This is a genomic window from Micromonospora sp. NPDC047762, from assembly GCF_043204655.1.
Taxonomy (GTDB): Bacteria; Actinomycetota; Actinomycetes; order Mycobacteriales; family Micromonosporaceae; genus Micromonospora.
In genome coordinates this window covers 115,398-134,676 of record NZ_JBIDCQ010000001.1, presented here as the reverse complement: position 1 = coordinate 134,676, position 19,279 = coordinate 115,398, and the positions used below count along the sequence as shown (strand labels likewise).

At 69.9% G+C, this 19,279-nt stretch carries 17 protein-coding genes and 1 pseudogene; 14 read left to right on the top strand and 4 right to left on the bottom strand.

What is annotated here, in order from left to right:
- Positions 1-38: 38 nt before the first annotated feature.
- The 3 genes from ACGF3C_RS00610 to ACGF3C_RS00600 all read left to right on the top strand — a co-directional run bounded on the left by ACGF3C_RS00610 (position 39) and on the right by ACGF3C_RS00600 (position 3,184).
- A complete protein-coding gene (locus ACGF3C_RS00610; RefSeq protein WP_357352548.1) occupies positions 39-869 on the top strand; it encodes an inositol monophosphatase family protein in 831 nt (276 codons plus the stop codon).
- A 75-nt stretch (positions 870-944) separates the two neighbouring features.
- Positions 945-1,856: a sulfate adenylyltransferase subunit CysD gene (gene cysD / locus ACGF3C_RS00605; RefSeq protein ID WP_357199931.1), complete on the top strand. Its 912-nt coding sequence runs from the start codon at positions 945-947 to the stop codon at positions 1,854-1,856.
- A gap of 74 nt (positions 1,857-1,930) precedes the next feature.
- Entirely contained in the window at positions 1,931-3,184 is a 1,254-nt protein-coding gene (locus ACGF3C_RS00600; RefSeq protein WP_355010213.1) for a GTP-binding protein, read from the top strand.
- Between the two features lie 253 nt (positions 3,185-3,437).
- On the opposite strand, the gene galK is transcribed toward ACGF3C_RS00600, so the two are convergent.
- On the bottom strand, positions 3,438-4,607 hold the full coding sequence (galK, locus tag ACGF3C_RS00595) for a galactokinase (protein WP_357227766.1): 1,170 nt from the start codon (positions 4,605-4,607) through the stop codon (positions 3,438-3,440).
- Entirely contained in the window at positions 4,604-5,533 is a 930-nt protein-coding gene (galE, locus tag ACGF3C_RS00590) for a UDP-glucose 4-epimerase GalE (RefSeq protein ID WP_393219017.1), read from the bottom strand. The genes galK and galE overlap by 4 nt, the downstream gene beginning before the upstream one ends.
- Positions 5,534-5,782: 249 nt before the next feature.
- Here galE and ACGF3C_RS00585 point away from each other — a divergent pair.
- The 6 genes and pseudogenes from ACGF3C_RS00585 to ACGF3C_RS00560 form a co-directional block, all read left to right on the top strand.
- Positions 5,783-6,787, top strand: a pseudogene (locus tag ACGF3C_RS00585) (hemolysin family protein); the annotation flags it as partial.
- Between the two features lie 198 nt (positions 6,788-6,985).
- Complete coding sequence (gene trpS, locus ACGF3C_RS00580) at positions 6,986-8,011, top strand: tryptophan--tRNA ligase (RefSeq protein WP_357199942.1); 1,026 nt, start codon at positions 6,986-6,988, stop codon at positions 8,009-8,011.
- Between the two features lie 13 nt (positions 8,012-8,024).
- Positions 8,025-8,606, top strand: coding sequence for a 2'-5' RNA ligase family protein (locus ACGF3C_RS00575; protein ID WP_387351020.1), 582 nt, complete (start codon positions 8,025-8,027; stop codon positions 8,604-8,606).
- 106 nt (positions 8,607-8,712) lie between these two features.
- Positions 8,713-9,639, top strand: coding sequence for a YhjD/YihY/BrkB family envelope integrity protein (locus tag ACGF3C_RS00570; RefSeq protein ID WP_357228017.1), 927 nt, complete (start codon positions 8,713-8,715; stop codon positions 9,637-9,639).
- Positions 9,639-10,025: a GntR family transcriptional regulator gene (locus tag ACGF3C_RS00565; RefSeq protein ID WP_357228020.1), complete on the top strand. Its 387-nt coding sequence runs from the start codon at positions 9,639-9,641 to the stop codon at positions 10,023-10,025. The genes ACGF3C_RS00570 and ACGF3C_RS00565 overlap by 1 nt, the downstream gene beginning before the upstream one ends.
- Positions 10,026-10,106: 81 nt before the next feature.
- Positions 10,107-10,544 (top strand): hypothetical protein, encoded by a 438-nt coding sequence (locus ACGF3C_RS00560; protein WP_357199953.1) that lies wholly within the window; start codon positions 10,107-10,109, stop codon positions 10,542-10,544.
- A gap of 158 nt (positions 10,545-10,702) precedes the next feature.
- Here ACGF3C_RS00560 and ACGF3C_RS00555 read toward each other — a convergent pair whose 3' ends face one another.
- Positions 10,703-12,337: a glycoside hydrolase family 13 protein gene (locus tag ACGF3C_RS00555; RefSeq protein ID WP_393217498.1), complete on the bottom strand. Its 1,635-nt coding sequence runs from the start codon at positions 12,335-12,337 to the stop codon at positions 10,703-10,705.
- Between the two features lie 32 nt (positions 12,338-12,369).
- Positions 12,370-13,416, bottom strand: a complete 1,047-nt coding sequence (locus tag ACGF3C_RS00550; RefSeq protein WP_357228027.1) for a LacI family DNA-binding transcriptional regulator — start codon at positions 13,414-13,416, stop codon at positions 12,370-12,372.
- Positions 13,417-13,613: 197 nt separating this feature from the next.
- Here ACGF3C_RS00550 and ACGF3C_RS00545 point away from each other — a divergent pair, with 197 nt between their 5' ends.
- The 5 genes from ACGF3C_RS00545 to ACGF3C_RS00525 all read left to right on the top strand — a co-directional run bounded on the left by ACGF3C_RS00545 (position 13,614) and on the right by ACGF3C_RS00525 (position 19,203).
- Positions 13,614-14,864: a maltose ABC transporter substrate-binding protein gene (locus tag ACGF3C_RS00545; protein ID WP_357228029.1), complete on the top strand. Its 1,251-nt coding sequence runs from the start codon at positions 13,614-13,616 to the stop codon at positions 14,862-14,864.
- Positions 14,864-16,504, top strand: a complete 1,641-nt coding sequence (locus ACGF3C_RS00540) for an ABC transporter permease subunit (protein WP_393217495.1) — start codon at positions 14,864-14,866, stop codon at positions 16,502-16,504. The genes ACGF3C_RS00545 and ACGF3C_RS00540 overlap by 1 nt, the downstream gene beginning before the upstream one ends.
- On the top strand, positions 16,501-17,430 hold the full coding sequence (locus ACGF3C_RS00535) for a sugar ABC transporter permease (protein ID WP_357228034.1): 930 nt from the start codon (positions 16,501-16,503) through the stop codon (positions 17,428-17,430). The genes ACGF3C_RS00540 and ACGF3C_RS00535 overlap by 4 nt, the downstream gene beginning before the upstream one ends.
- A gap of 86 nt (positions 17,431-17,516) precedes the next feature.
- A complete protein-coding gene (locus ACGF3C_RS00530; RefSeq protein ID WP_210857649.1) occupies positions 17,517-17,858 on the top strand; it encodes a hypothetical protein in 342 nt (113 codons plus the stop codon).
- A 277-nt stretch (positions 17,859-18,135) separates the two neighbouring features.
- Complete coding sequence (locus tag ACGF3C_RS00525; RefSeq protein ID WP_357228039.1) at positions 18,136-19,203, top strand: BMP family ABC transporter substrate-binding protein; 1,068 nt, start codon at positions 18,136-18,138, stop codon at positions 19,201-19,203.
- The last annotated feature ends 76 nt before the right edge of the window (positions 19,204-19,279 follow it).

The following is a 19,279-nucleotide window of genomic DNA, read 5'->3' as shown; positions in this document are numbered from 1 at the left end:
CCGTGCGGGCAGCGCGGCGAGGCGACGGGAGCGGACAGATGAGCAGTCCTCCGATGATCGATGGCGCGTTCGCCCGATGGTTGGCGTCCCGGGCCGGGCAGGCGCTGCTCGACCTGCGCACGGAGATGGGTTTCGCCGACGCCGGTGCGCTGAAGTCGGCCGGAGACAAGGTGTCGCACGACCTGATCCGCACGGAGTTGGCGAAGTGGCGTCCGGGTGACGCGGTGCTCTCCGAGGAGGACGAGGGGTCGCGGTTGGCCTGGGCCGCGGAGGTCAACACCGGAGCGGTGTCCCGGCTGAACGCGGACCGGGTGTGGATCATCGACCCGTTGGACGGCACGCGGGAGTTCTCCGAGGAGGGCCGTTCGGACTGGGCGGTGCACGTGGCGCTCTGGGCGCGCAACGCGCCGAGCCCGCACGGGCTCGTCGCCGGGGCCGTGGGGTTGCCGGCGCAGCACCGGGTGCTGGGCACCGACTACCCGCCGGCGTACCCGCCGATGACAGTGGAGGCGGCGACGGCCGGCGAGCGGAAGATCCGCCTGGCCGCGAGCCGGAGCCGTCCGCCGGTCTTCCTGACCGATCTGGCCGAGGACGTCGGGGCGCACCTGGTGCCGATGGGCTCGGCCGGCGCGAAAATCGCCGCAGTGGTCACCGGCGAGGTGGACGCGTACATCCACGCAGGTGGGCAGTACGAGTGGGACTCGGCGGCCCCGGTCGCTGTGGCGACGGCCACCGGACTGCACGCTTCCCGGATCGACGGTTCTGCGCTGAAATACAACGAGGCGGATCCGCGGCTGCCCGACCTCCTGGTCTGCCGCAAGGATCTCGCCACCCGGTTGCTTGCAGCGCTGCAGAAACATTCCGGGTAGCCTGAGCGCACTTTCTTGACATGTCCGACCGGAAAGGTCTGGAAATCGGATGAGCGAGCGAATCGAGCCGGTGTCATGACCACCCCCGCGGCGTACCAGGTCTCCCACCTGGACGCCTTGGAAGCGGAGAGCATCTTCGTGATGCGCGAGGTGGTCGCCGAGATGGAACGCCCGGTGATGCTCTTCTCCGGTGGCAAGGACTCGATCGTCATGCTGCGGCTCGCGCAGAAGGCGTTCGCCCCCGCCAACATCCCCTTCCCGGTGATGCACGTCGACACCGGGCACAACTTCCCCGAGGTCCTGGAATACCGCGACCAACGGGTCGCCGAGCTGGGGTTGCACCTCGTGGTGGCGAGCGTGCCGGAGGCCCTGGCCAGCGGCATGGTCCGGGAGTCCGGTGACGGCATGCGCAACCGGATCCAGACACCGGTGCTGCTGGACGCGGTGGAGAAGCACCGCTTCGACGCGCTGTTCGGTGGCGCCCGCCGGGACGAGGAGAAGGCCCGGGCGAAGGAGCGAGTGTTCAGCTTCCGCGACGAGTTCGGTCAGTGGGACCCTAAGAACCAGCGGCCGGAGCTGTGGTCGCTGTACAACGGCCGGCACCACCCGGGCGAGTCGATCCGGGTCTTCCCGCTGTCCAACTGGACCGAGCTGGACGTGTGGCACTACATCGCCCGGGAACGCATCCCGCTGCCGTCGATCTACTACGCGCACGAGCGCGAGGTGATCGAACGGGACGGCATGTTCTACGCAGTCAACGAGTTCTTCCGCCCCCGCGCGGGTGAGGAGCGGTTCAAGGCGCAGGTGCGCTACCGCACCGTCGGCGACGCCTCCTGCACCGCCGCGGTCCGCTCCGACGCGGACACCGTGGAGAAGGTCATCGAGGAGGTGGCGGCCACCCGGATCACCGAGCGCGGCGCCACCCGTGGTGACGACCGGGTCAGCGAGGCCGCCATGGAGGACCGCAAGCGGGAGGGCTACTTCTGATGAGTACCGAGATCGTGGCCGCCGCGAGCGCGGACGCGCGGGCTGTTGCCGGCGCCGGGCCGGAGGCCCGGCCGATGGACCTGCTGCGGTTCGCCACCGCCGGCAGCGTGGACGACGGGAAGTCGACCCTGATCGGGCGGCTGCTCTACGACACCAAGTCGCTCTTCACCGACCAGTTGGCCGCCGTGGAGGCGGTCAGCGCTGCTCGCGGTGACGAATACACCAACCTGGCGTTGCTCACCGACGGTCTGCGTGCCGAGCGGGAGCAGGGCATCACCATCGACGTGGCATACCGGTACTTCGCCACCCCCCGGCGCAAGTTCATCATCGCCGACACCCCGGGCCACATCCAGTACACCCGCAACATGGTCACCGGCGCTTCGACGGCGGACCTGGCGTTGATCCTGGTGGACGCGCGTAAGGGCCTCGTCGAGCAGTCCCGCCGGCATGCGTTCCTCTGCTCTCTGCTGCGGGTGCCGCACCTGGTCCTCTGTGTCAACAAGATGGACCTCGTCGACTGGTCGCAGGAGGTCTACGAGCGGATCGCCGACGAGTTCACCGCGTTCGCGGCGAAGCTCGACGTACCGGATCTGACAGTGGTTCCGGTCTCCGCGTTGCGCGGCGACAACATCGTCACCCGGTCGGACAACATGCCCTGGTACGAAGGCCCGTCGCTGCTGCACCACCTGGAGCGGGTGCACATCGCCAGCGACCGCAACCTGGTCGACGTCCGGTTCCCGGTGCAGTACGTGATCCGTCCGCAGTCCACCACTGTCACCGACTACCGCGGCTACGCCGGCCAGGTCGCCTCCGGCGTGCTGAAGCCGGGCGACGAGGTGATGGTGCTGCCCTCCGGCTTCACCAGCCGGATCGCCGCCGTGGAGACCGCCGACGGGCCGGTCGCGGAGGCGTTCCCGCCGATGTCGGTGACGGTACGACTGGCCGACGAGATCGACATCTCGCGGGGTGACCTGATCTGCCGGCCGAACAACGCTCCGGCGGTGGCCCAGGACATCGAGGCGATGGTCTGCTGGATGGACGAGACGGCCCCGCTACGGGTCGGCGGCCGGTACGCGATCAAGCACACCACCCGGTCGGCACGGGCGATCGTGCGCGGGTTGCACTACCGGCTGGACATCAACTCCCTGCACCGCGACGAGTCCGCCGACGAGCTGCGGCTCAACGAGATCGGTCGGGTGCGACTGCGCACGACAGTGCCGCTGCTGGCCGACGAGTACCGCCGTAACCGCACCACCGGCGGCTTCGTCATCATCGACGAGGCGACCAACCGCACGGTAGGCGCCGCCATGATCGTCGAAGCGAGCTAACCCCAACCCGCGCTGCCCGCGCTGCCCGCGCCCGCGCGCAAGACGCGCTCGATCCAGGATGTAGTGGCCTCGCCCGTTGGGCGAGGCCACTACATCCATGAACCAGCACGATCTCCACAGCCGCCTCCGCCCGACCCCCGCCCGCCTGAGGCGGGTGATCAAGAGGTTCGCGTCAGATTCCGGGCTCGAATTGACGCAAACCTCTTGATCACCGCCGGCCCGGGTGGGGTGGGGGTGGGGTTGGTGGGTTGGGTTAGGGCAGGCGGGTGGCGCCGGGGGAGGGGAGGACCGTCACGGTGCCGGGGGCGGTGAAACCTCGTTGCGCGTACGCGTCGGACACGGCAGCGGCTACCGCGTCGGCACTGTCAGCCTCGATCAGCGCGAGTACGCAGCCGCCGAAGCCGCCGCCGGTCATCCGGGCACCCAGCGCGCCGGCTGCCAACGCTGCCTCGACCGCGGTGTCGATCTCCGGGACGGTGATCTCGAAGTCGTCGCGCATCGAGACGTGGGAGGCGGTCAGCAGCGGGCCGATGTCTCGGACCCGGGCGGCGCGGAGCAACGCCACCGTGTCCAGTACGCGCTGGTCCTCGGTCACCACGTGCCGGACCCGTCGCCGGGTCTCCTCGTCGTCGAGCCGTGCCAGCGCGGCGTCGAGCTGGTCGATGCTCACGTCCCGCAGCGCGGTGACACCGAGCGCGTTGGCCCCGGCCTCGCAGGAGCGACGGCGGGCCGCGTACTCCCCGTCGGCGTGGCGGTGCGGCGCGCGGCTGTCGATGACCAGCACAGCCAGCCCGTCGGCGTCGAGGTCGAACGGGATGTGCTCGACCGACTCGTCCCGACAGTCCAGGAAGAGGGCGTGCCCGGCGCGGCAGCGGATCGCCGCGGACTGGTCCATGATGCCTGTCGGCGCGCCCACGTAGACGTTCTCCGCCCGTTGCGCCAGCCGGGGTTGCAGTTCCGGGGCGAGCTCCAGCTCGCCGAGGTCGAGCAGGGCGGCCAGCACTGCCGACTCCAGCGCGGCCGAGGAGGAGAGCCCGGCGCCCAGCGGCACGTCGGAGGCGATCGCCAGCCGGGCGCCGGGCACCGGGTGACCGGCCTCGCGTAGCGCCCAGACCACACCCGCGACGTACGCGCCCCAGCCGGAGACGCGACCCGGCTCGGCGACGTCGTCCGCGCCGAAGGTGATCGACTCGCCGGAGAGTTCGGACCAGACCGTCCAGTGCTCGCCGTCCTGCCGGTCGGCGGCGACGACGGTGCGCATCGGCAGGGCGAAGGGCAGCACGAAGCCTTCGTTGTAGTCGGTGTGCTCACCGATCAGGTTGACCCGCCCAGGGGCGGCCCAGCGGCCGGTGGCCTGGGCACCGAACTGCGCGGAGAAGCCGGCCGCGGCCCGCTCGGCGACATCGCTGCTCGGGTTGGTCATGACTGGCCCAGGATGTGCGTGCGGTAGAACGCCCAGGCATCCCCGACCATGTCGTGCAGGGTCGGCTTCTGCGGCACCCAGCCCAGCTCGTCGCGGGCCAGTGCGGAGGATGCGACCAACTCGGCCGGGTCGCCCTCGCGGCGCGGCGCGACCTCGACGGGCAGGTGGTGCCCGGTGACCTCGCGCACCACGTCGACGACCTGGCGGTTGGTGAAGCCGTTGCCGTTGCCCAGGTTGTAGATCCGGTGCTGACCGCCGGTGGCCGCGCCCAGCGCCAGCAGATGCGCGCGGGCCAGGTCGGCGACGTGGATGTAGTCGCGGACACAGGTGCCGTCCACTGTGGGGTAGTCGTCACCGAAGAGCTGGAGCTTGTCCCGCCGGCCGGCGGCGACGTCCAGTGCGATCGGGATCAGGTGCGTCTCCGGGTCGTGCCGCTCGCCGAGGGTGATGTCGCCGTCGAGGTGGGCGCCGGCCACGTTGAAGTAGCGCAGCGAGACGGCGGCCAGCCCGTGCGCGATCGCCTCGGAGGTGAGTGCCATGTCGACGGCGAGTTTGGTGGCGCCGTACGTGTTGGTGGGTGCTTTGACCGCGTTTTCGGTGATGGGCAGCTCGGTGGGGTTGCCGTAGACGGCGGCGGTGGAGGAGAAGACCATCCGGGGCACCCCGGCGGCCCGGACCGCGTCGATCAGGGCGAGCGTGCCGATGGTGTTGTTCTGCCAGTACAGCTCCGGCTTGACCATCGACTCGCCGGCGGCGATCAGGGCGGCGAAGTGCAGCACCCCGTCGAAGCCGGCGTCCGCGGTGATGACCTGGGCAGCGTCGTGGATGGACGCCTCCACGTGGGTGGCGTCCGGCGCGAGGGCCTCGCGGTGGCCGGTACGCAGGTCGTCCAGGATGACCACCTGGTGACCCGCGTCGAGCAGCATCCGGGTCACCACGCTCCCGATGAAGCCGGCGCCCCCGGTGACGAGCAGTTTCACGTCGTTGCCTCCTGCCTGGCCCGCCCGGGACGTGGCCCTTCGGTGATCACACTAGGGCGGTGGCCGGCGCTCTCGCCGTCGCCACCGCCAACCCCATTCCATCATAATCTCTCATGATTAAACAGAGCCGAACATCTCTCCACCGCTCCGCGTGATCCCCGGTGCGGCGGGCCCACGGTGTCTACCATCTCTGTCATGCGGGAAGCGGCCCGTACCGGGCTCCGGCGAAACGCGCGGGCACACCCCCGCCGCGACCCTGGCCCGCTCGCCCGGGGCGTAGCCCGGGTGCTGGTTCGCGCCGCGGATGGCGCCACCCGACTCGTCACCGATCTGCTCGGGACCGGTCCGACGGCCGGTCGGGAACACATCTCCGAGGCCGATCTGCGGGACCTTGTCGCGGCGAACACGGTGCTCGACCCGGACGAGCGTCGGATCATCGACGAGGTCCTGGTGGCCGGTGCCAGTCTGATCCGCGAGGTGATGATGCCGCGCACCGAGGTGGTCTTCCTCCCGGCACGGATGACCATCGTCGAAGCGGCCCGACTGGTCCGTGCCGAAACGCACACCCGTTACCCGGTCACCGACGGCACGCACGACGACGTGGTCGGCTTCGTGCACCTCCGTGACGTACTGCTGCGCCCGGACGCCGACCCGTGCGTCACCGTCGGCGAGTTGGCCCGGGAGGTGAAGCGGCTCCCGGGCAGCAAACGGGTGCTCGCCGCGCTGACCGAGATGCGCCGGGAGGGCCAGCACCTCGCTGTGGTGGTCGACGAGTACGGCGGCACGGCCGGGATCGTCACGCTGGAGGACCTCATCGAGGAGTTCTTCGGCGAGATCCACGACGAGCACGACGCCACCCCGGACCCGGAGCGTGCCGGCCTGCCCGCCGTGGTGGACGGCCGCCTCAACCTCGCTGACTTCGCCGAGCGGACCGGGGTGGCCCTCCCCGCCGGGCCGTACGAGACGGTGGGCGGGTTCGTCATGGCCGCGCTGGGCCGGCTCCCGGTGACCGGTGACGAGGTGCCGGTGTCGGGTGAGCCCGCCGAGGTCGGCGCACCCGATCCGGCCGAGCTGCCAGCCGGCTGGCTGCTGCGGGTGATCACGTTGGACGGCCGCCGGGTGGCGCAACTCGCCGTCTCCGCCGCCCGCAGCGCCGACCATCGCCGAGAGCAGGGCGCCGGCAAGCGCCTTGAGTACGACGCCGCGTCGGCCTCGGCGGGCGGCCCCGAGCTGGCTCGGGAGGCGGTGACGGGGCAGCACCGCCGGGTATCGGTCGGGCCGACGCGCCGGGTCGGCGCTGGCGAACCACGCGAGGTCAGCACCCCGGCACCGGCGGGCCGGAGCCGACCCGCCGGCCCGTCATGACGGACCGGGTTGCTTGCTGACAGAATTATCGCCATGTCCGACGTTCCCGCCCGGCCCCGCGTCTTCTCCGGCATCCAGCCGACAGCCGACTCGTTCCACCTCGGCAACTATCTCGGCGCGGTGCGGCACTGGGTGGCGCTACAGGACACCCACGACGCGTTCTACTGCGTGGTGGACCTGCACGCCATCACGGCGGGGCACGATCCGGCGCTGCTGCGCCAGCGGACCCGGGTGGCCGCGGCCCAGCTCTTCGCGGTCGGGCTCGACCCGGAACGCAGCACGCTGTTCGTCCAGTCGCAGGTGCCCGAGCACCCGCAGCTGGCCTGGGTGCTCGGCTGCATCACCGGCTTCGGCGAGGCCAGTCGGATGACCCAGTTCAAGGACAAGTCGCAGAAGCAGGGCAACGAGCGGGCCAGCGTCGGGCTGTTCACCTATCCGGTCCTCCAGGCCGCCGACATCCTGCTCTACCAGGCCAACGCGGTCCCGGTCGGCGAGGACCAGCGCCAGCACCTGGAACTCTCCCGGGATCTGGCCCAGCGCTTCAACTCGCTGTTCGGCGCGACGTTCACGGTGCCCGCGCCACACATCGTCAAGGACACTGCCAAGATCACCGACCTGCAGGACCCGACCGCGAAGATGTCGAAGTCGTCGTCCTCGCCAGCCGGCATCATCGACCTGCTCGACGATCCGGCCCGGTCCGCGAAGAAGATCCGTTCGGCGGTGACCGACACCGGTCGGGAAATCGTCTTCGACACCGAGACCAAGCCGGGTGTGTCCAATCTGTTGACCATCTACTCGGCGCTCAGCGGCCGCAGCATCGACGAGCTGGTGGCCGCCTACGCGGGTCGTGGCTACGGCGATCTGAAGAAGGAGCTGGCCGAGGTGGTGACGGACTTCGTCCGGCCGATCCAGGAGCGCACCCGCGCCTACCTCGACGATCCGGCGCAGTTGGACAAGCTGCTCGCGGCCGGCGCGGAGAAGGCCCGCGCGGTGGCCGCGGCGACCCTGCGGTCCGCGTACGAGCGGGTCGGGTTCTTCCCGCCCGTGCGCGGCGAGTAGCTCCGCGGTACAGGTGGACGGCTCGGTGCTCGGAGGGGCGGCGCGAAGCGTGGATCGCAGTGGCGGGGTGCCGCCGACCGGCGACACCATCCAGATCGGCATCGCCGTGGACATCCCCGAGCCGTGGGGTGCCCTGCTCACCCGGCGGCGGGTCGAGGCCGGTGATCCGCTGGCGGTGCCCGCGCACGTGACGTTGCTCGGGCCCACCGAGATCCGGACGGCCAACCTGCCGGCGGTCGAGCGGCACCTGGCCGCCGTCGCCGCCGCACACCTGCCGTTCACCCTGCACCTGCGGGGCACCGGCACGTTCCGTCCGGTCACCCAGGTGGTGTTCGTCGCGGTGGCCGCCGGGATCAGCGAGTGCGAGCTGCTGGCCGCGGCCATCGCCGCGGCGCCGGGCCTGCACCGCGAACTCCGCTTCCCGTACCATCCGCACGTCACAGTGGCTCAGGACGTGGCACCGGAGGCCCTGGACCGGGTGTACGAGGATCTGGCCGACTTCTCCGCGATGTTCGAGGTCGACGGGTTCACCCTCTTCTCGCACAGCGGGCAGGCCAGGTGGCAGCCGCGTCGGGACTTCTGCCTCGGCACCTGAAACGCCGGCATTCGAGCCGCCAGCACCTGAAGCAGCGACGCGCCAGCCGGCGAGCATCGGGAGCCGGTTGCCACTACAGCGGTGGGAGATCGGCGAGGATGACCGCGTGAACGTGATCGGCCGGATCGAGACGGGCATCGACCGCTGGGTGAGCGCCGCGCGCCACCGGTCGGGGCTCTTCGATCATGTGTGGCGGGCCGGGGTGCTGTACGGCGAGGTGCTGGCCGGCCGGTTGGCCGCCGCGATCGCCTACTACGGCTTCTTCGCCGTGTTCGCCCTCGCCCTGGTCGCGTTCTCCGTCTTCGGCGCGATCCTGGAGGACAACGACGAGGTCAGCGCGGCGGCGGCCGGCTTCCTCAAGGAGAATCTGCCGTTCCTGGACGCCGAGCAGATCGCCAACTCCAGCGGCACCGTCGGCGTGGTCGGCCTGGTCATCCTGGTCTTCACCGGGATCGGTTGGGTCGAGGCCATCCGGTCCTCGCAGCGGCTGATGTACCAGCTCAACCAGCAGCCGGGAAATCTGGTGGTGCGGCGGCTCGTCGACCTGGGCGTGATGATCGGCGTCTTCGTGCTGCTCGGCGTCTCGGTCGCGGCGGTGGACGCGTTGGAGTCGCTGCTGCGTTTCCTGCTGCGCAGCACCGGCTCGGTGGGTCTGACCACCATCAGCGCGGTGCTCAGCGTGCTGGTCAACACAGTGCTCGCCACCGCGTTGCTGCTCGCCGTGCCCCGGCTGCGGATGAGCCGGTCCCGGCTGCGCCCGGTGGTGTTGCTCGTCGCTGTCGGCATCACGCTGCTGAACACCGTCGGCCGGTACTACGTGGTGCGGACCGAGCGGAACCCGGCGTACACCGTGGTGGCCGGCGCCGTCGGTCTGCTGCTGTACCTCTACCTGCTCAACCAGTTGGTGCTGTTCGGCGCGGCGCTCCTGGCGACCAGCACCACCGGCCGAGTGGTGGACCTGGCGGAGACCCCCGCCCCGCCGAAGGATGTCGACGAGGGCATCGACCCCGGTACGCCGGGCGGTGCGGGCTGATGACGGAGGGCGCACAGGTGCTGATCTCGGTCGACCCGGACTCGTCGGTGCCCCCCTACGAGCAGGTGCGCGTGCAGCTCGCCGAGCTGATCGGCGACGGCCGGTTGCCGGTGGGCAGCCGCCTGCCCACCGTCCGGCAGCTCGCGGCCGACCTGCGGTTGGCCGCGAACACGGTGGCCCGCGCCTACCGGGAGCTGGAGGCGGCCGGGCTGTTGGAAACCCGGGGGCGCAACGGCACCTTCGTCGCCCCCGGTCGGGACGACGCCGTCGACCGGTTGCAGCGGGCGGCGGCCGGCTACGCGGCGGAGGCGGCCCGGCTCGGCGTGCCACCGGCCACCGCGCTCGCTCTGGTCCGCGCCGCCCTGGACGCGGCCCGCCCCGGCTGACCGGCTGCCGATCGACCGTCGGACGGGCGATAACTGAGCAGAACTGCGCCGCCGCTCGCGTTCGCGGACCATGATGAGCCGGTGGGCGCACTCATGACACTGGACCTGCCGGCGGACTCGCCGCTCCTCGGTTTGCCGTGGATCATCACCTTCGGTCCGCTCGGTGATATCGACGAGTGGGAGCCGGTGGTCTGCGGGCCGTACGAGCGACCGCACGCGTTGGCCCTGGCCGAGGCGGTGGTGGCCGAGGAGCAGTTGATGGCCGTGGTCGAGCCGCTGCTGCCGGCGCTGTCCGCTGACGAGATCCGCAGCGAGATCGCCGCCGCGCAGGTCGCCGCCGAGGACGAGGCCCGGCAGGTGGAGGGGGCCGACCTGTACGGCGACTTCGAGGACGTGATCGACGAGGAGTTGGACGCGGCAGCCGACGAGGCCGGCCACGGTGAGCCCGTCGAAGCGCCGGACGAGGCCGAGGTACGTGCCGGCTTCACCCGGATCGCGGCGCTGCTCACCGCGAAGTGACGACGACCTGGGTCGGCGGCGCACGGACACCGGCGCCACGCGGAGCGGACTCCGCGCGGCGCCGGTGGCACCTCACCCCCCACCACAAGGGGCCGGTAGCCCAGTCGCCCGTCGGCGCGGGGCACGACGAACGACCAGGTCGAGAACGAGTTACCCGTTCAGCGCCGTTCCAACCAGACTGCCGCGTCAATTGGCAGCAGCCGGCCGGAGCCCTGTTCGGTGAGCTCGTCGCTGGCGACGAGCGGCTGACCGTACCCGTCGATCAGGACCGGCGCGCCGCTCATGTTGACGACGCAGGTCAGCACTGTCGCGCCGGCGGAGCGGGAGAAGGCCAGCACGCCCGGCTCGCTCTCCTGCCAGGTGACCCCGTCGGCGTCGAGGGCGAGCGCGGGATGAACGTGGCGGATCCGCAGCGCGGTCCGGTACAGCTCCAGGGTCGAGCCGGGCACGCCGGTCTGCGCCGTGACGGACAGCGCCCGCCAGAGCGCCGGGGCGGGTAGCCAGCTCAGCTCACTGCCGGCCGGTCCGAAGCCGTACGGAGCCAGCTCGCCGTCCCACGGGATGGGCACCCGGCAGCCGTCGCGGCTCTCGCCGGTGCGCAGGAACGCCGGATCCTGGCGGAGCTCGTCGGGGAGGTCGAGGACCTCCGGCAGGCCCAGTTCCTCGCCCTGGTAGAGGTAGGCGCAGCCGGGCAGGGCGAGCATCAGCAGGCTGGCGGCCCGGGCTCGACGCAGCCCTTCGACGCCGTCGCCGTACCGGGTGACGTGCCGCTGCTTGTCGTGGTTGGACAGCACCCAGGTGGTGGGCGCTCCGACGACGGTCGCCTCGGCCAACGCGGTGTCGATCACCTTGCGGAACGAGTCGGCCGACCAGGTGGCGTCGAGGAAGTCGAAGCTGAACGCCTGGTGCAACTCGTCCGGGCCGATGTAGCGGGCCAGGCGCTGTGGCGTCTCGGCCCACGCTTCGGCGACCGCCATCCGACCGCCCGGGTAGCTGTCCAGGATGGGCCGCCAGGCCCGGTAGATCTCGTGCACCTCGTCCTGGTCGAAGTACGGCAGCCGGCCCTTGCCGAGCAGTTCGACCTGGCGCTGACCGGTGGTCGCCGTGCTGAAGCCGACGTCCGGCAGCCCTTCCGCCTTGATCATGCCGTGCGCCACGTCGACGCGGAATCCGTCGACGCCCCGGTCCAGCCAGAACCGCAGCACGTCCTCGAACTCGGAGCGAACCTCCGGGTGACGCCAGTTCAGGTCCGGCTGCGAGCTGTCGAACAGGTGCAGATACCACTGACCGTCAGCGATCCGGGTCCAGGCGGGGCCGCCGAAGATGCTCTCCCAGTCGTTCGGGGGCAACTCGCCGTGCGTGCCCTGACCGTCGGCGAAGAGGTAGCGGGCCCGCTCCGGTGAGCCGGGGCCGGCGGCGAGCGCCGCGGTGAACCAGTGGTGCGCGCTGGAGGTGTGGTTGGGCACCAGGTCGACGATGATCCGAAGGCCGTGGGCGTGCGCGTCAATGATCATCGCGTCGAAGTCGGCGAGTGTGCCGAACATCGGGTCGACGTCCCGGTAGTCGGCCACGTCGTAACCGCCGTCGATCATCGGCGAGGTGTAGAAGGGGGTCAGCCAGAGCGCGTCCACCCCGAGGTCGCGCAGGTACGGCAGGCGCTGCCGGATGCCCTGGAGGTCGCCGGTGCCGTCACCGTCGCTGTCGGCGAAGCTGCGGACGTACACCTGGTAGACGACCGCGGAGCGCCACCAGTCGTCGTCGGTGGTCTGCGGTGGGGTGGCGGTGCTGATCATTCGAGCAATATGCCGGCCCGCCGTTGCAAGAGTCAAGCAGATCTTGCGTAAGACAAGCGTGCGGAACTCGGCGCGACAGCCGTGGAGCCGCGCACCACCAGCTCCGGGCGGAACAGGTACTCCGAGTGCGGGGCGCCGTGCCCGTTGATCTCGTCCACCAGGGCGCGGACGGCGGCCACCGCCATCGCGGTGACCGGTTGCCGCATGGTGGTCAGCGGCGGGTCGGTGAAGGCCATCAGCGGGGAGTCGTCGTAGCCGACCACGGAGAGGCCGCCGGGCACGTCGAGGCCGCGTTGACGGGCGGCCCGGATCGCGCCGAGCGCCATCAGGTCGGAGCCGCAGACCACTCCGGTGACGCCGCGGTCCAACAGGCGGCCGGCCGCCGCCTCGCCACCCTCCACTCCGAACAGTGACAGCTCGGCCAGCGGGCCCAGGTCGGCTTCGGCGACGCCGGCCAGCCGGGTCATCGCGGAACGCCAGGCGGCCACCTTGCGCTGTACCGGGACGAACCGGTCCGGGCCGGTGATCAGGCCGATCCGACGGTGCCCGAGCGCGACCAGGTGGGCAACTGCCAGTTCGGCCGCCTCCCGGTCGTCGCAGGAGACGAAGGGCGCGCCGATGCCGGGCACGTACCCGTTGATCATCACGACCGGCATCGGCCGGGCGAGCAGCGCCCGGTAGCGGTCGTGGTTGGCGGCCGTGTCGGCGTGCAGGCCGGAGACGAAGACGATTCCGGAGACCTGTCTGTCCAGCAGCATCTCCACGTACTCGTCCTCGGTCACGCCGCCGGCGGTCTGGGTGCAGAGCACCGGCGTGAATCCACTCTGCGCCAGAGTGGACTCGATGACCTGGGCGAAGGCGGGGAAGATCGGGTTGTCCAGCTCCGGCACCACCAGGCCGACGAGACCGGCGCTGCGCTTACGCAGCCGGGCCGGCCGCTCGTACCCGAGCACGTCGAGGGCGGTGAGGACGGCCTGCCGGGTCTCCGGGGCCACGCCGGGGCGGTCGTTGAGCACCCGCGACACCGTGGCCTCGCTGACTTCGGCCTGCTGGGCGATGTCGGACAGTCGAGCGCGCATGGCGGCACTTTAGCCCACCGGCAAGTTCTTGCGGGGTCCTCTGCAAGCCCTTCCATTACTTGCAACGTCTTGCTAACGTCCCCGCAACATGCGAGAGCGGCGGCGCAGCATCCATGCGCCGATCGGCAAGAACTTCCAGACTTTCCACTGGCGAGCCGCCCGTCCCCCGGCGAGCCGCCATGACGACAGGAGTACCGATGCGCATCCGTACCGCGGGTGTGGTCGCCCTCTTCGCCCTGGCGCTCGCCGCCTCAGGCTGCGGTGGCGACAGCGACGAGCCGGCCGCGAAGGAAACCCCCAAGGCCGCCGGCGGCAAACTGGTGATCTGGGCGGACGACAAGCGGACCGCCGCACTCAAGCCGTTCGCCGAGAAGTTCGGCCAGGAGAACGGCGTCAGCGTCGAGGTCCAGGCCGTCCCGAACGAGGACCTTCAGAACAACTTCGTGACCGTGTCGAGCCAGGGCGGCGGCCCGGACGTGGTGATCGGCGCACACGACTGGATCGGCAACCTGGTCCAGAACGGTGCCATCGACCCGGTGCAGCTGTCCGACCAGCAGAAGGCCGCCTTCAACGAGACCGCCGTCAAGGCCGTCACGTTCAACGGCCAGCTCTACGGCGTGCCCTATGCCCAGGAGAACCTGGCGCTGATCCGCAACACCGAACTGGCCCCCGAGGCACCGAAGACGATCGAGGACCTGGTCGCCACCGGCAAGCAGCTCAAGGCGCAGAAGAAGGTCACCGAGACGCTCTGCCTCCAGGTCGGCCAGAAGGGCGACGCGTACCACATCTATCCGCTGTACACCTCGGCCGGCGGTTACCTCTTCGGCACCACCGCGAACGGCGACTACGACCCGAAGGACCTGGGCGTGGGCAAGCCGGAGTCGATCGCCGCGTTCAAGAAGATCGCCGCGCTCGGCGAGAAGGGCGAGGGCGTGCTGAAGCGCTCGATCGCCGACACCAACTCCACCGCCACCTTCACCGGCAAGAAGTGCGCCTTCCTGGTCTCCGGGCCGTGGGCCACCGCCGACGTGAAGAAGGCCGGCATCAAGTACGACGTCTCCGCCGTTCCCGGCTTCGCCGGCGGCAAGGCGGCCGCGCCGTTCGTAGGCGTCCAGTCCTTCTACGTGGCGGCCAAGGGCAAGAACAAAGCTCTCGCCCAGGAGTTCGTAGCCAACTACGTCAGCACGCCGGAGCTGGCCGTGGCGCTCTACCAGGCCGACCCGCGCCCGCCGGCGCTGACCGCCGCGCTTGACCAGGTCAAGAGCAGCGACCCGGACCTGGCCAAGTTCATCGAGGCCGGCAAGAACGGGCAGGTGCTCCCGGCCATCCCGGCCATGGCCGCGATCTGGGACCCGTTCGGCAAGGCCGAGGCCGCCGTCATCGGCGGCGCCGACCCGACCAGCACGGTTACCGCAGCCGGCAAGACGATCGCCGGTTCGATCAAGTAATGAGCACACCGCTGTCCGGCCCGGGGCCTGCCCAGCAGGCCCCGGGCCAGGGGCCCGTCCGCACCGGGTCCCCGCGCACCACCCGTACCGCGCGGAACCACGCGCCGATCACCGCGACCGGCCTCGCCGCGAAGGTGATCCTGCTCGGCCTGGTGGCCGGGATCGCGATCTGGGCGGCCTTCCCGCTCGTTGCGGCCGAGAAGTGGGTCGGGCTGGCGGTGCTGGTGCTGACCACCGCCGCACTGTTCTATCTGTACCTGGGCCGCCGGCACGTCCCGGCGAAGTACCTCATCCCCGGCACGCTCTTCCTGATCGCCTTCCAGGTCGTGCCGGTGTTCTACACCGCGAGCACGGCCTTCACCAACTTCGGCGACGGCCACCGAGGCAGCAAGGACGACGCGATCGTCGCGATCCAGAGCTCCTCGGTCAAGCAGGTCCCGGGGTCCACCCAGTACCCGTTGTCGGTCGCCACCAAGGGCGACCCGGCCACCGGTGCCCTGGTCTTCCTGATCACCAAGCCAGGAACCGACACGGTCTCCGTCGGCGACGCCGGGGGCCTTCGCCCGCTCGATCCCGGCGCGGCCACCGTCGGCCCCGGCGGGAAGGTCATTGCGGCCGACGGCTACACCGTGCTGAACTTCGGCCAGGCCAGCGCCCGCAGCAAGGACATCACGGACCTGGTGGTGCCGACGGCCGGAGGCGCGCTGCGCTCGTCCGGCCTGTCCCGGGCGTACGAGGGCAAGGCCGTCCGGGCGTACGACGCGGGCTGCGACTGCGTCAAGGACAGCGACAGCGGCAGGACCTGGACCGCGGACGGCGAGGTCGGCGCGTTCGTCGCCGCCGACGGCGAGCGGCTGGCCCAGGGTTGGAAGGTGAACGTCGGGCTGTCCAACTTCACCCGGGTGCTCACCGACGAGCGGATCTCCGGGCCGTTCCTCCGCACGCTGATCTGGAACTTCGCCTTCGCCATCGGTTCCACCGGCGGCACGTTCATCCTCGGCATGGCGATCGCCCTGGCGCTGCACTCGCCCCGAATGCGGGGCACCAACCTCTACCGGATGTTGCTGATCCTGCCGTACGCCATGCCGTCCTTCGCGATGCTCCTGGTCTGGCGGGACATGTTCAACACCGACTTCGGGCTGATCAACAATCTGTTCGGGCTCAGCGTCGACTGGTTCGGGCAGGGCTGGTCGGCCCGCGCCGCGGTGATCCTGGTGCAGCTCTGGCTCGGCTACCCGTACATGTTCCTGGTGGCCACCGGCGCTCTACAGGCCATCCCACGGGAGTTGACAGAGGCCACCTCGGTCGACGGGGCGTCTCGCTGGCAGTCGTTCCGGGCCGTCACCCTGCCGCTGCTGCTGGTCGCGCTCTCGCCGCTGCTGATCTCGTCGTTCGCGTTCAACTTCAACAACTTCAACGCGATCTACCTGACCACCGAGGGCGCGCCATTCCCGGCGGACAACCCCAGCAACGGCGCCACCGACCTGCTGATCACCTACACCTACCGGCTGGCGTTCGGTGGGCAGGCCGCAGAGTTCGGCTTCGCCGCGGCCATCTCGCTGTTCATCTTCGCCATCGTCGCGGTGGTGTCGGCGGTCAGCTTCCGGCGGACCCGCCAACAGGAGGAGGTGTACTCATGACCATGCTCCCCGGCGCCGCCGTCACGGGCGGCGCGAACGGCCCGGCGACGGTCGACCGCAACGCGGGCAGGCGTAAGAAGCGATGGTTCGCCGAGGTCGGCTGGCGACACCTGGTCGGCCTGCTCGGCGTGCTGTTCAGTCTCTTTCCGCTCGTGTTCGTCGTCTCGGCGGCGCTCAATCCGCTCGGCACCCTGTCGTCCACCGAGTTGGTGCCGACCGGCGGGGTGTCGTTGGAGAACTTCGGGAACCTGTTCGCGCGCACCGAGTTCGCTGACTGGTTCCTGAACTCGCTGCTCATCGCCGGTGGAGCCGCGTTCGCCTCGGTCTTTCTCTCCGCGCTCGCGGCGTACGCCTTCTCCCGGATGCGGTTTCAGGGGCGACGGGTGGGGTTGCTGTCACTGCTGTTGATCCAGATGTTCCCGCAGTTCCTCGCGATCGTTGCGATCTTCCTGATCTTCGGCACGATCACCGACCTGTGGCCGGCCATCGGCTTCAACACCCCGTGGGGTCTGTTGCTGCTCTACCTGGGTGGCGCGCTGGGCGTGAACACCTGGCTGATGAAGGGCTTCTTCGACACCCTGCCCCGCGAGCTGGACGAGTCGGCCACCGTGGACGGCGCCTCACACGCCCAGGTCTTCTTCCGGATCATGCTGCCGTTGGTGGCACCGATCCTCGCGGTGACCGGGCTGCTCGCCTTCATCAACACCATCAACGAGTTCCTGATGGCGAGCGTCTTCCTCACCGACACGGATGCCAAGACCCTCGCGGTCGGCATGCGGGGCATGTTGCAGGGCGGCGAGCGGAACACCAACTTCGGGATCTTCGCGGCCGGCACCCTGCTGACCGCGATCCCGACGGTGCTGGTCTTCCAGTTCCTCCAGCGGTACATCGTCTCCGGCCTCACCTCCGGTGCGGTGAAGGGATAGGTCGTCGGCCGTGGCCGGGCGGCCTGGACGCGCCGACCGGCCACCCCACTACTACAAAGTGTCGTTGATAGGGGAGGATGGGAGGTGTGGAAGCACTCCGACTCATCCTTCTCTACGTCCATCTGATCGGGTTCGCCCTGCTGCTCGGTGGCTCGATCGCCCAGTACGCCAGCGGTCGGCTCCGGATCAACCAGGCCATGCTGTGGGGCGCGGTGATCCAGTTGCTGACCGGGCTCGGCCTCTCCGCGCCGCTGCGCGACGGCGACGAGCCGGCACCGGCAAAACTTGTGACGAAGTTGGTGATCGCACTGCTGATCTTCGTCATGGTCTTCTTCTCCCGGAAGCGGGACGTGGTCAACCGCGGTCATTTCCTCGCGATCGTCGGTTTGACCCTGGTCAACGCGGCGGTAGCGGTTTTTTGGCGGTAACGTCCGAGGAGGGAAACGCCTCCAGAAAAAGGACGTTGCGGACGCTGCGGCGCACGGTTACCAGCACGAAGAGTGACGTGCCCCACGCAAGGGTTACACCCGGGTAACAGGCGCTCAACAGTCGTGCACGATTGTCGGCCGGTGGGTGGGCGCGGGCGTACGCTCCCGTCCGTAACGTGGGACAGCCGGCGGCACACCCGCAGGCCGGCTGATGGGCTGCCACCGCACAAGGCGCGGTGAGCAATGGGAAGGAGACGTCTTGCGCTCGGTGCGTGGGATGCGGATCGCTTCGATCTTCGCGGTGGGTGGGCTCGCGCTCACCGCCGCTGCTTGTGGCGAGGCGCCCAAGGATGACAACAACGCCGGCAGTGGCGGCAAGAAGTTCAGCGCCTGCATGGTGACCGACGTCGGCGGCATCGACGACAAGTCGTTCAACACCTCGGCCTGGAAGGGTCTGCAGGAGGCCAAGGCCGCCAACGACAACATCGACATCAAGTTCGTCGCGTCGAAGGCCGAGGCCGACTACGAGCCGAACCTGACGCAGTACGTCAACCAGAAGTGCGACTTCATCCTGGCCGTCGGTGGCCTGATGGGTGACGCCACCTCGAAGATCGCCAAGGCGAACCCGAACCAGCAGTTCGGCATCGTCGACGCCAACCCGGGTGACGCCAACGTGTACCCGATGCAGTTCGACACCGCCCAGGCCGCGTTCCAGGCCGGTTACCTGGCCGCCGGGATGAGCAAGAGCGGCAAGGTGGGCACCTACGGTGGTCTGCCGATCCCGCCGGTGACCATCTTCATGGACGGCTTCGTCGACGGTGTGAAGTACTTCAACACCACCAAGGGCAAGAACGTCCAGGCGCTGGGTTGGAACAAGGAGACCCAGAAGGGTTCCTTCACCAACGACTTCGCCAAGCAGGACGAGGGCAAGAAGGTCTCCGACGCGCTGGTCGCCCAGGGCGCGGACATCATCATGCCGGTCGCCGGCGGCTCCGGCCTCGGCACCACCGCCGCGGCCAAGGCCTCGGGCGGCAAGTACAGCACCATCTGGGTGGACGTCGACGGCTGCGAGAGCACCCCGGACTGCTCGGCGATCGTCACCACCGTGGTCAAGAACATCCCGGAGGCCGTCAAGGAGGCCGTGGTGAAGGCCGCCGGTGGCGAGAAGCTGGAGGCCAAGCCGGGCTTCGTCGGCACCCTGGCCAACACCGGCGTCTCGATCGCCCCGTACCACGACTTCGACAGCAAGGTCCCGGCCGAGCTGAAGGCCGAGGTCGACAAGATCAAGGCGGACATCGCCGCCGGCACCATCACCGTCACCTCGAAGGCCCAGCCGACCAAGTGACAACCGGCCGGCCCCTCCGGTGAGATCATCGGGAGGGCCGGCGCGGACAGGTACGACCGATCGGCCGCTCCGGCTC

What these genes read in the sequence shown, in the direction of transcription:
- ACGF3C_RS00610 (WP_357352548.1), top strand. Translation starts at nt 39, where the DNA reads ATGAGCAGTCCTCCGATGATCGATGGCGCGTTCGCCCGATGGTTGGCG.
- cysD (WP_357199931.1), top strand. Translation starts at nt 945, where the DNA reads ATGACCACCCCCGCGGCGTACCAGGTCTCCCACCTGGACGCCTTGGAA.
- ACGF3C_RS00600 (WP_355010213.1), top strand. Translation starts at nt 1,931, where the DNA reads ATGGACCTGCTGCGGTTCGCCACCGCCGGCAGCGTGGACGACGGGAAG.
- galK (WP_357227766.1), bottom strand. Translation starts at nt 4,607, where the DNA reads ATGACCAACCCGAGCAGCGATGTCGCCGAGCGGGCCGCGGCCGGCTTC.
- galE (WP_393219017.1), bottom strand. Translation starts at nt 5,533, where the DNA reads ATGCTGCTCGACGCGGGTCACCAGGTGGTCATCCTGGACGACCTGCGT.
- trpS (WP_357199942.1), top strand. Translation starts at nt 6,986, where the DNA reads ATGTCCGACGTTCCCGCCCGGCCCCGCGTCTTCTCCGGCATCCAGCCG.
- ACGF3C_RS00565 (WP_357228020.1), top strand. Translation starts at nt 9,639, where the DNA reads ATGACGGAGGGCGCACAGGTGCTGATCTCGGTCGACCCGGACTCGTCG.
- ACGF3C_RS00555 (WP_393217498.1), bottom strand. Translation starts at nt 12,337, where the DNA reads ATGATCAGCACCGCCACCCCACCGCAGACCACCGACGACGACTGGTGG.
- ACGF3C_RS00550 (WP_357228027.1), bottom strand. Translation starts at nt 13,416, where the DNA reads ATGCGCGCTCGACTGTCCGACATCGCCCAGCAGGCCGAAGTCAGCGAG.
- ACGF3C_RS00545 (WP_357228029.1), top strand. Translation starts at nt 13,614, where the DNA reads ATGCGCATCCGTACCGCGGGTGTGGTCGCCCTCTTCGCCCTGGCGCTC.
- ACGF3C_RS00540 (WP_393217495.1), top strand. Translation starts at nt 14,864, where the DNA reads ATGAGCACACCGCTGTCCGGCCCGGGGCCTGCCCAGCAGGCCCCGGGC.
- ACGF3C_RS00535 (WP_357228034.1), top strand. Translation starts at nt 16,501, where the DNA reads ATGACCATGCTCCCCGGCGCCGCCGTCACGGGCGGCGCGAACGGCCCG.
- ACGF3C_RS00525 (WP_357228039.1), top strand. Translation starts at nt 18,136, where the DNA reads ATGCGGATCGCTTCGATCTTCGCGGTGGGTGGGCTCGCGCTCACCGCC.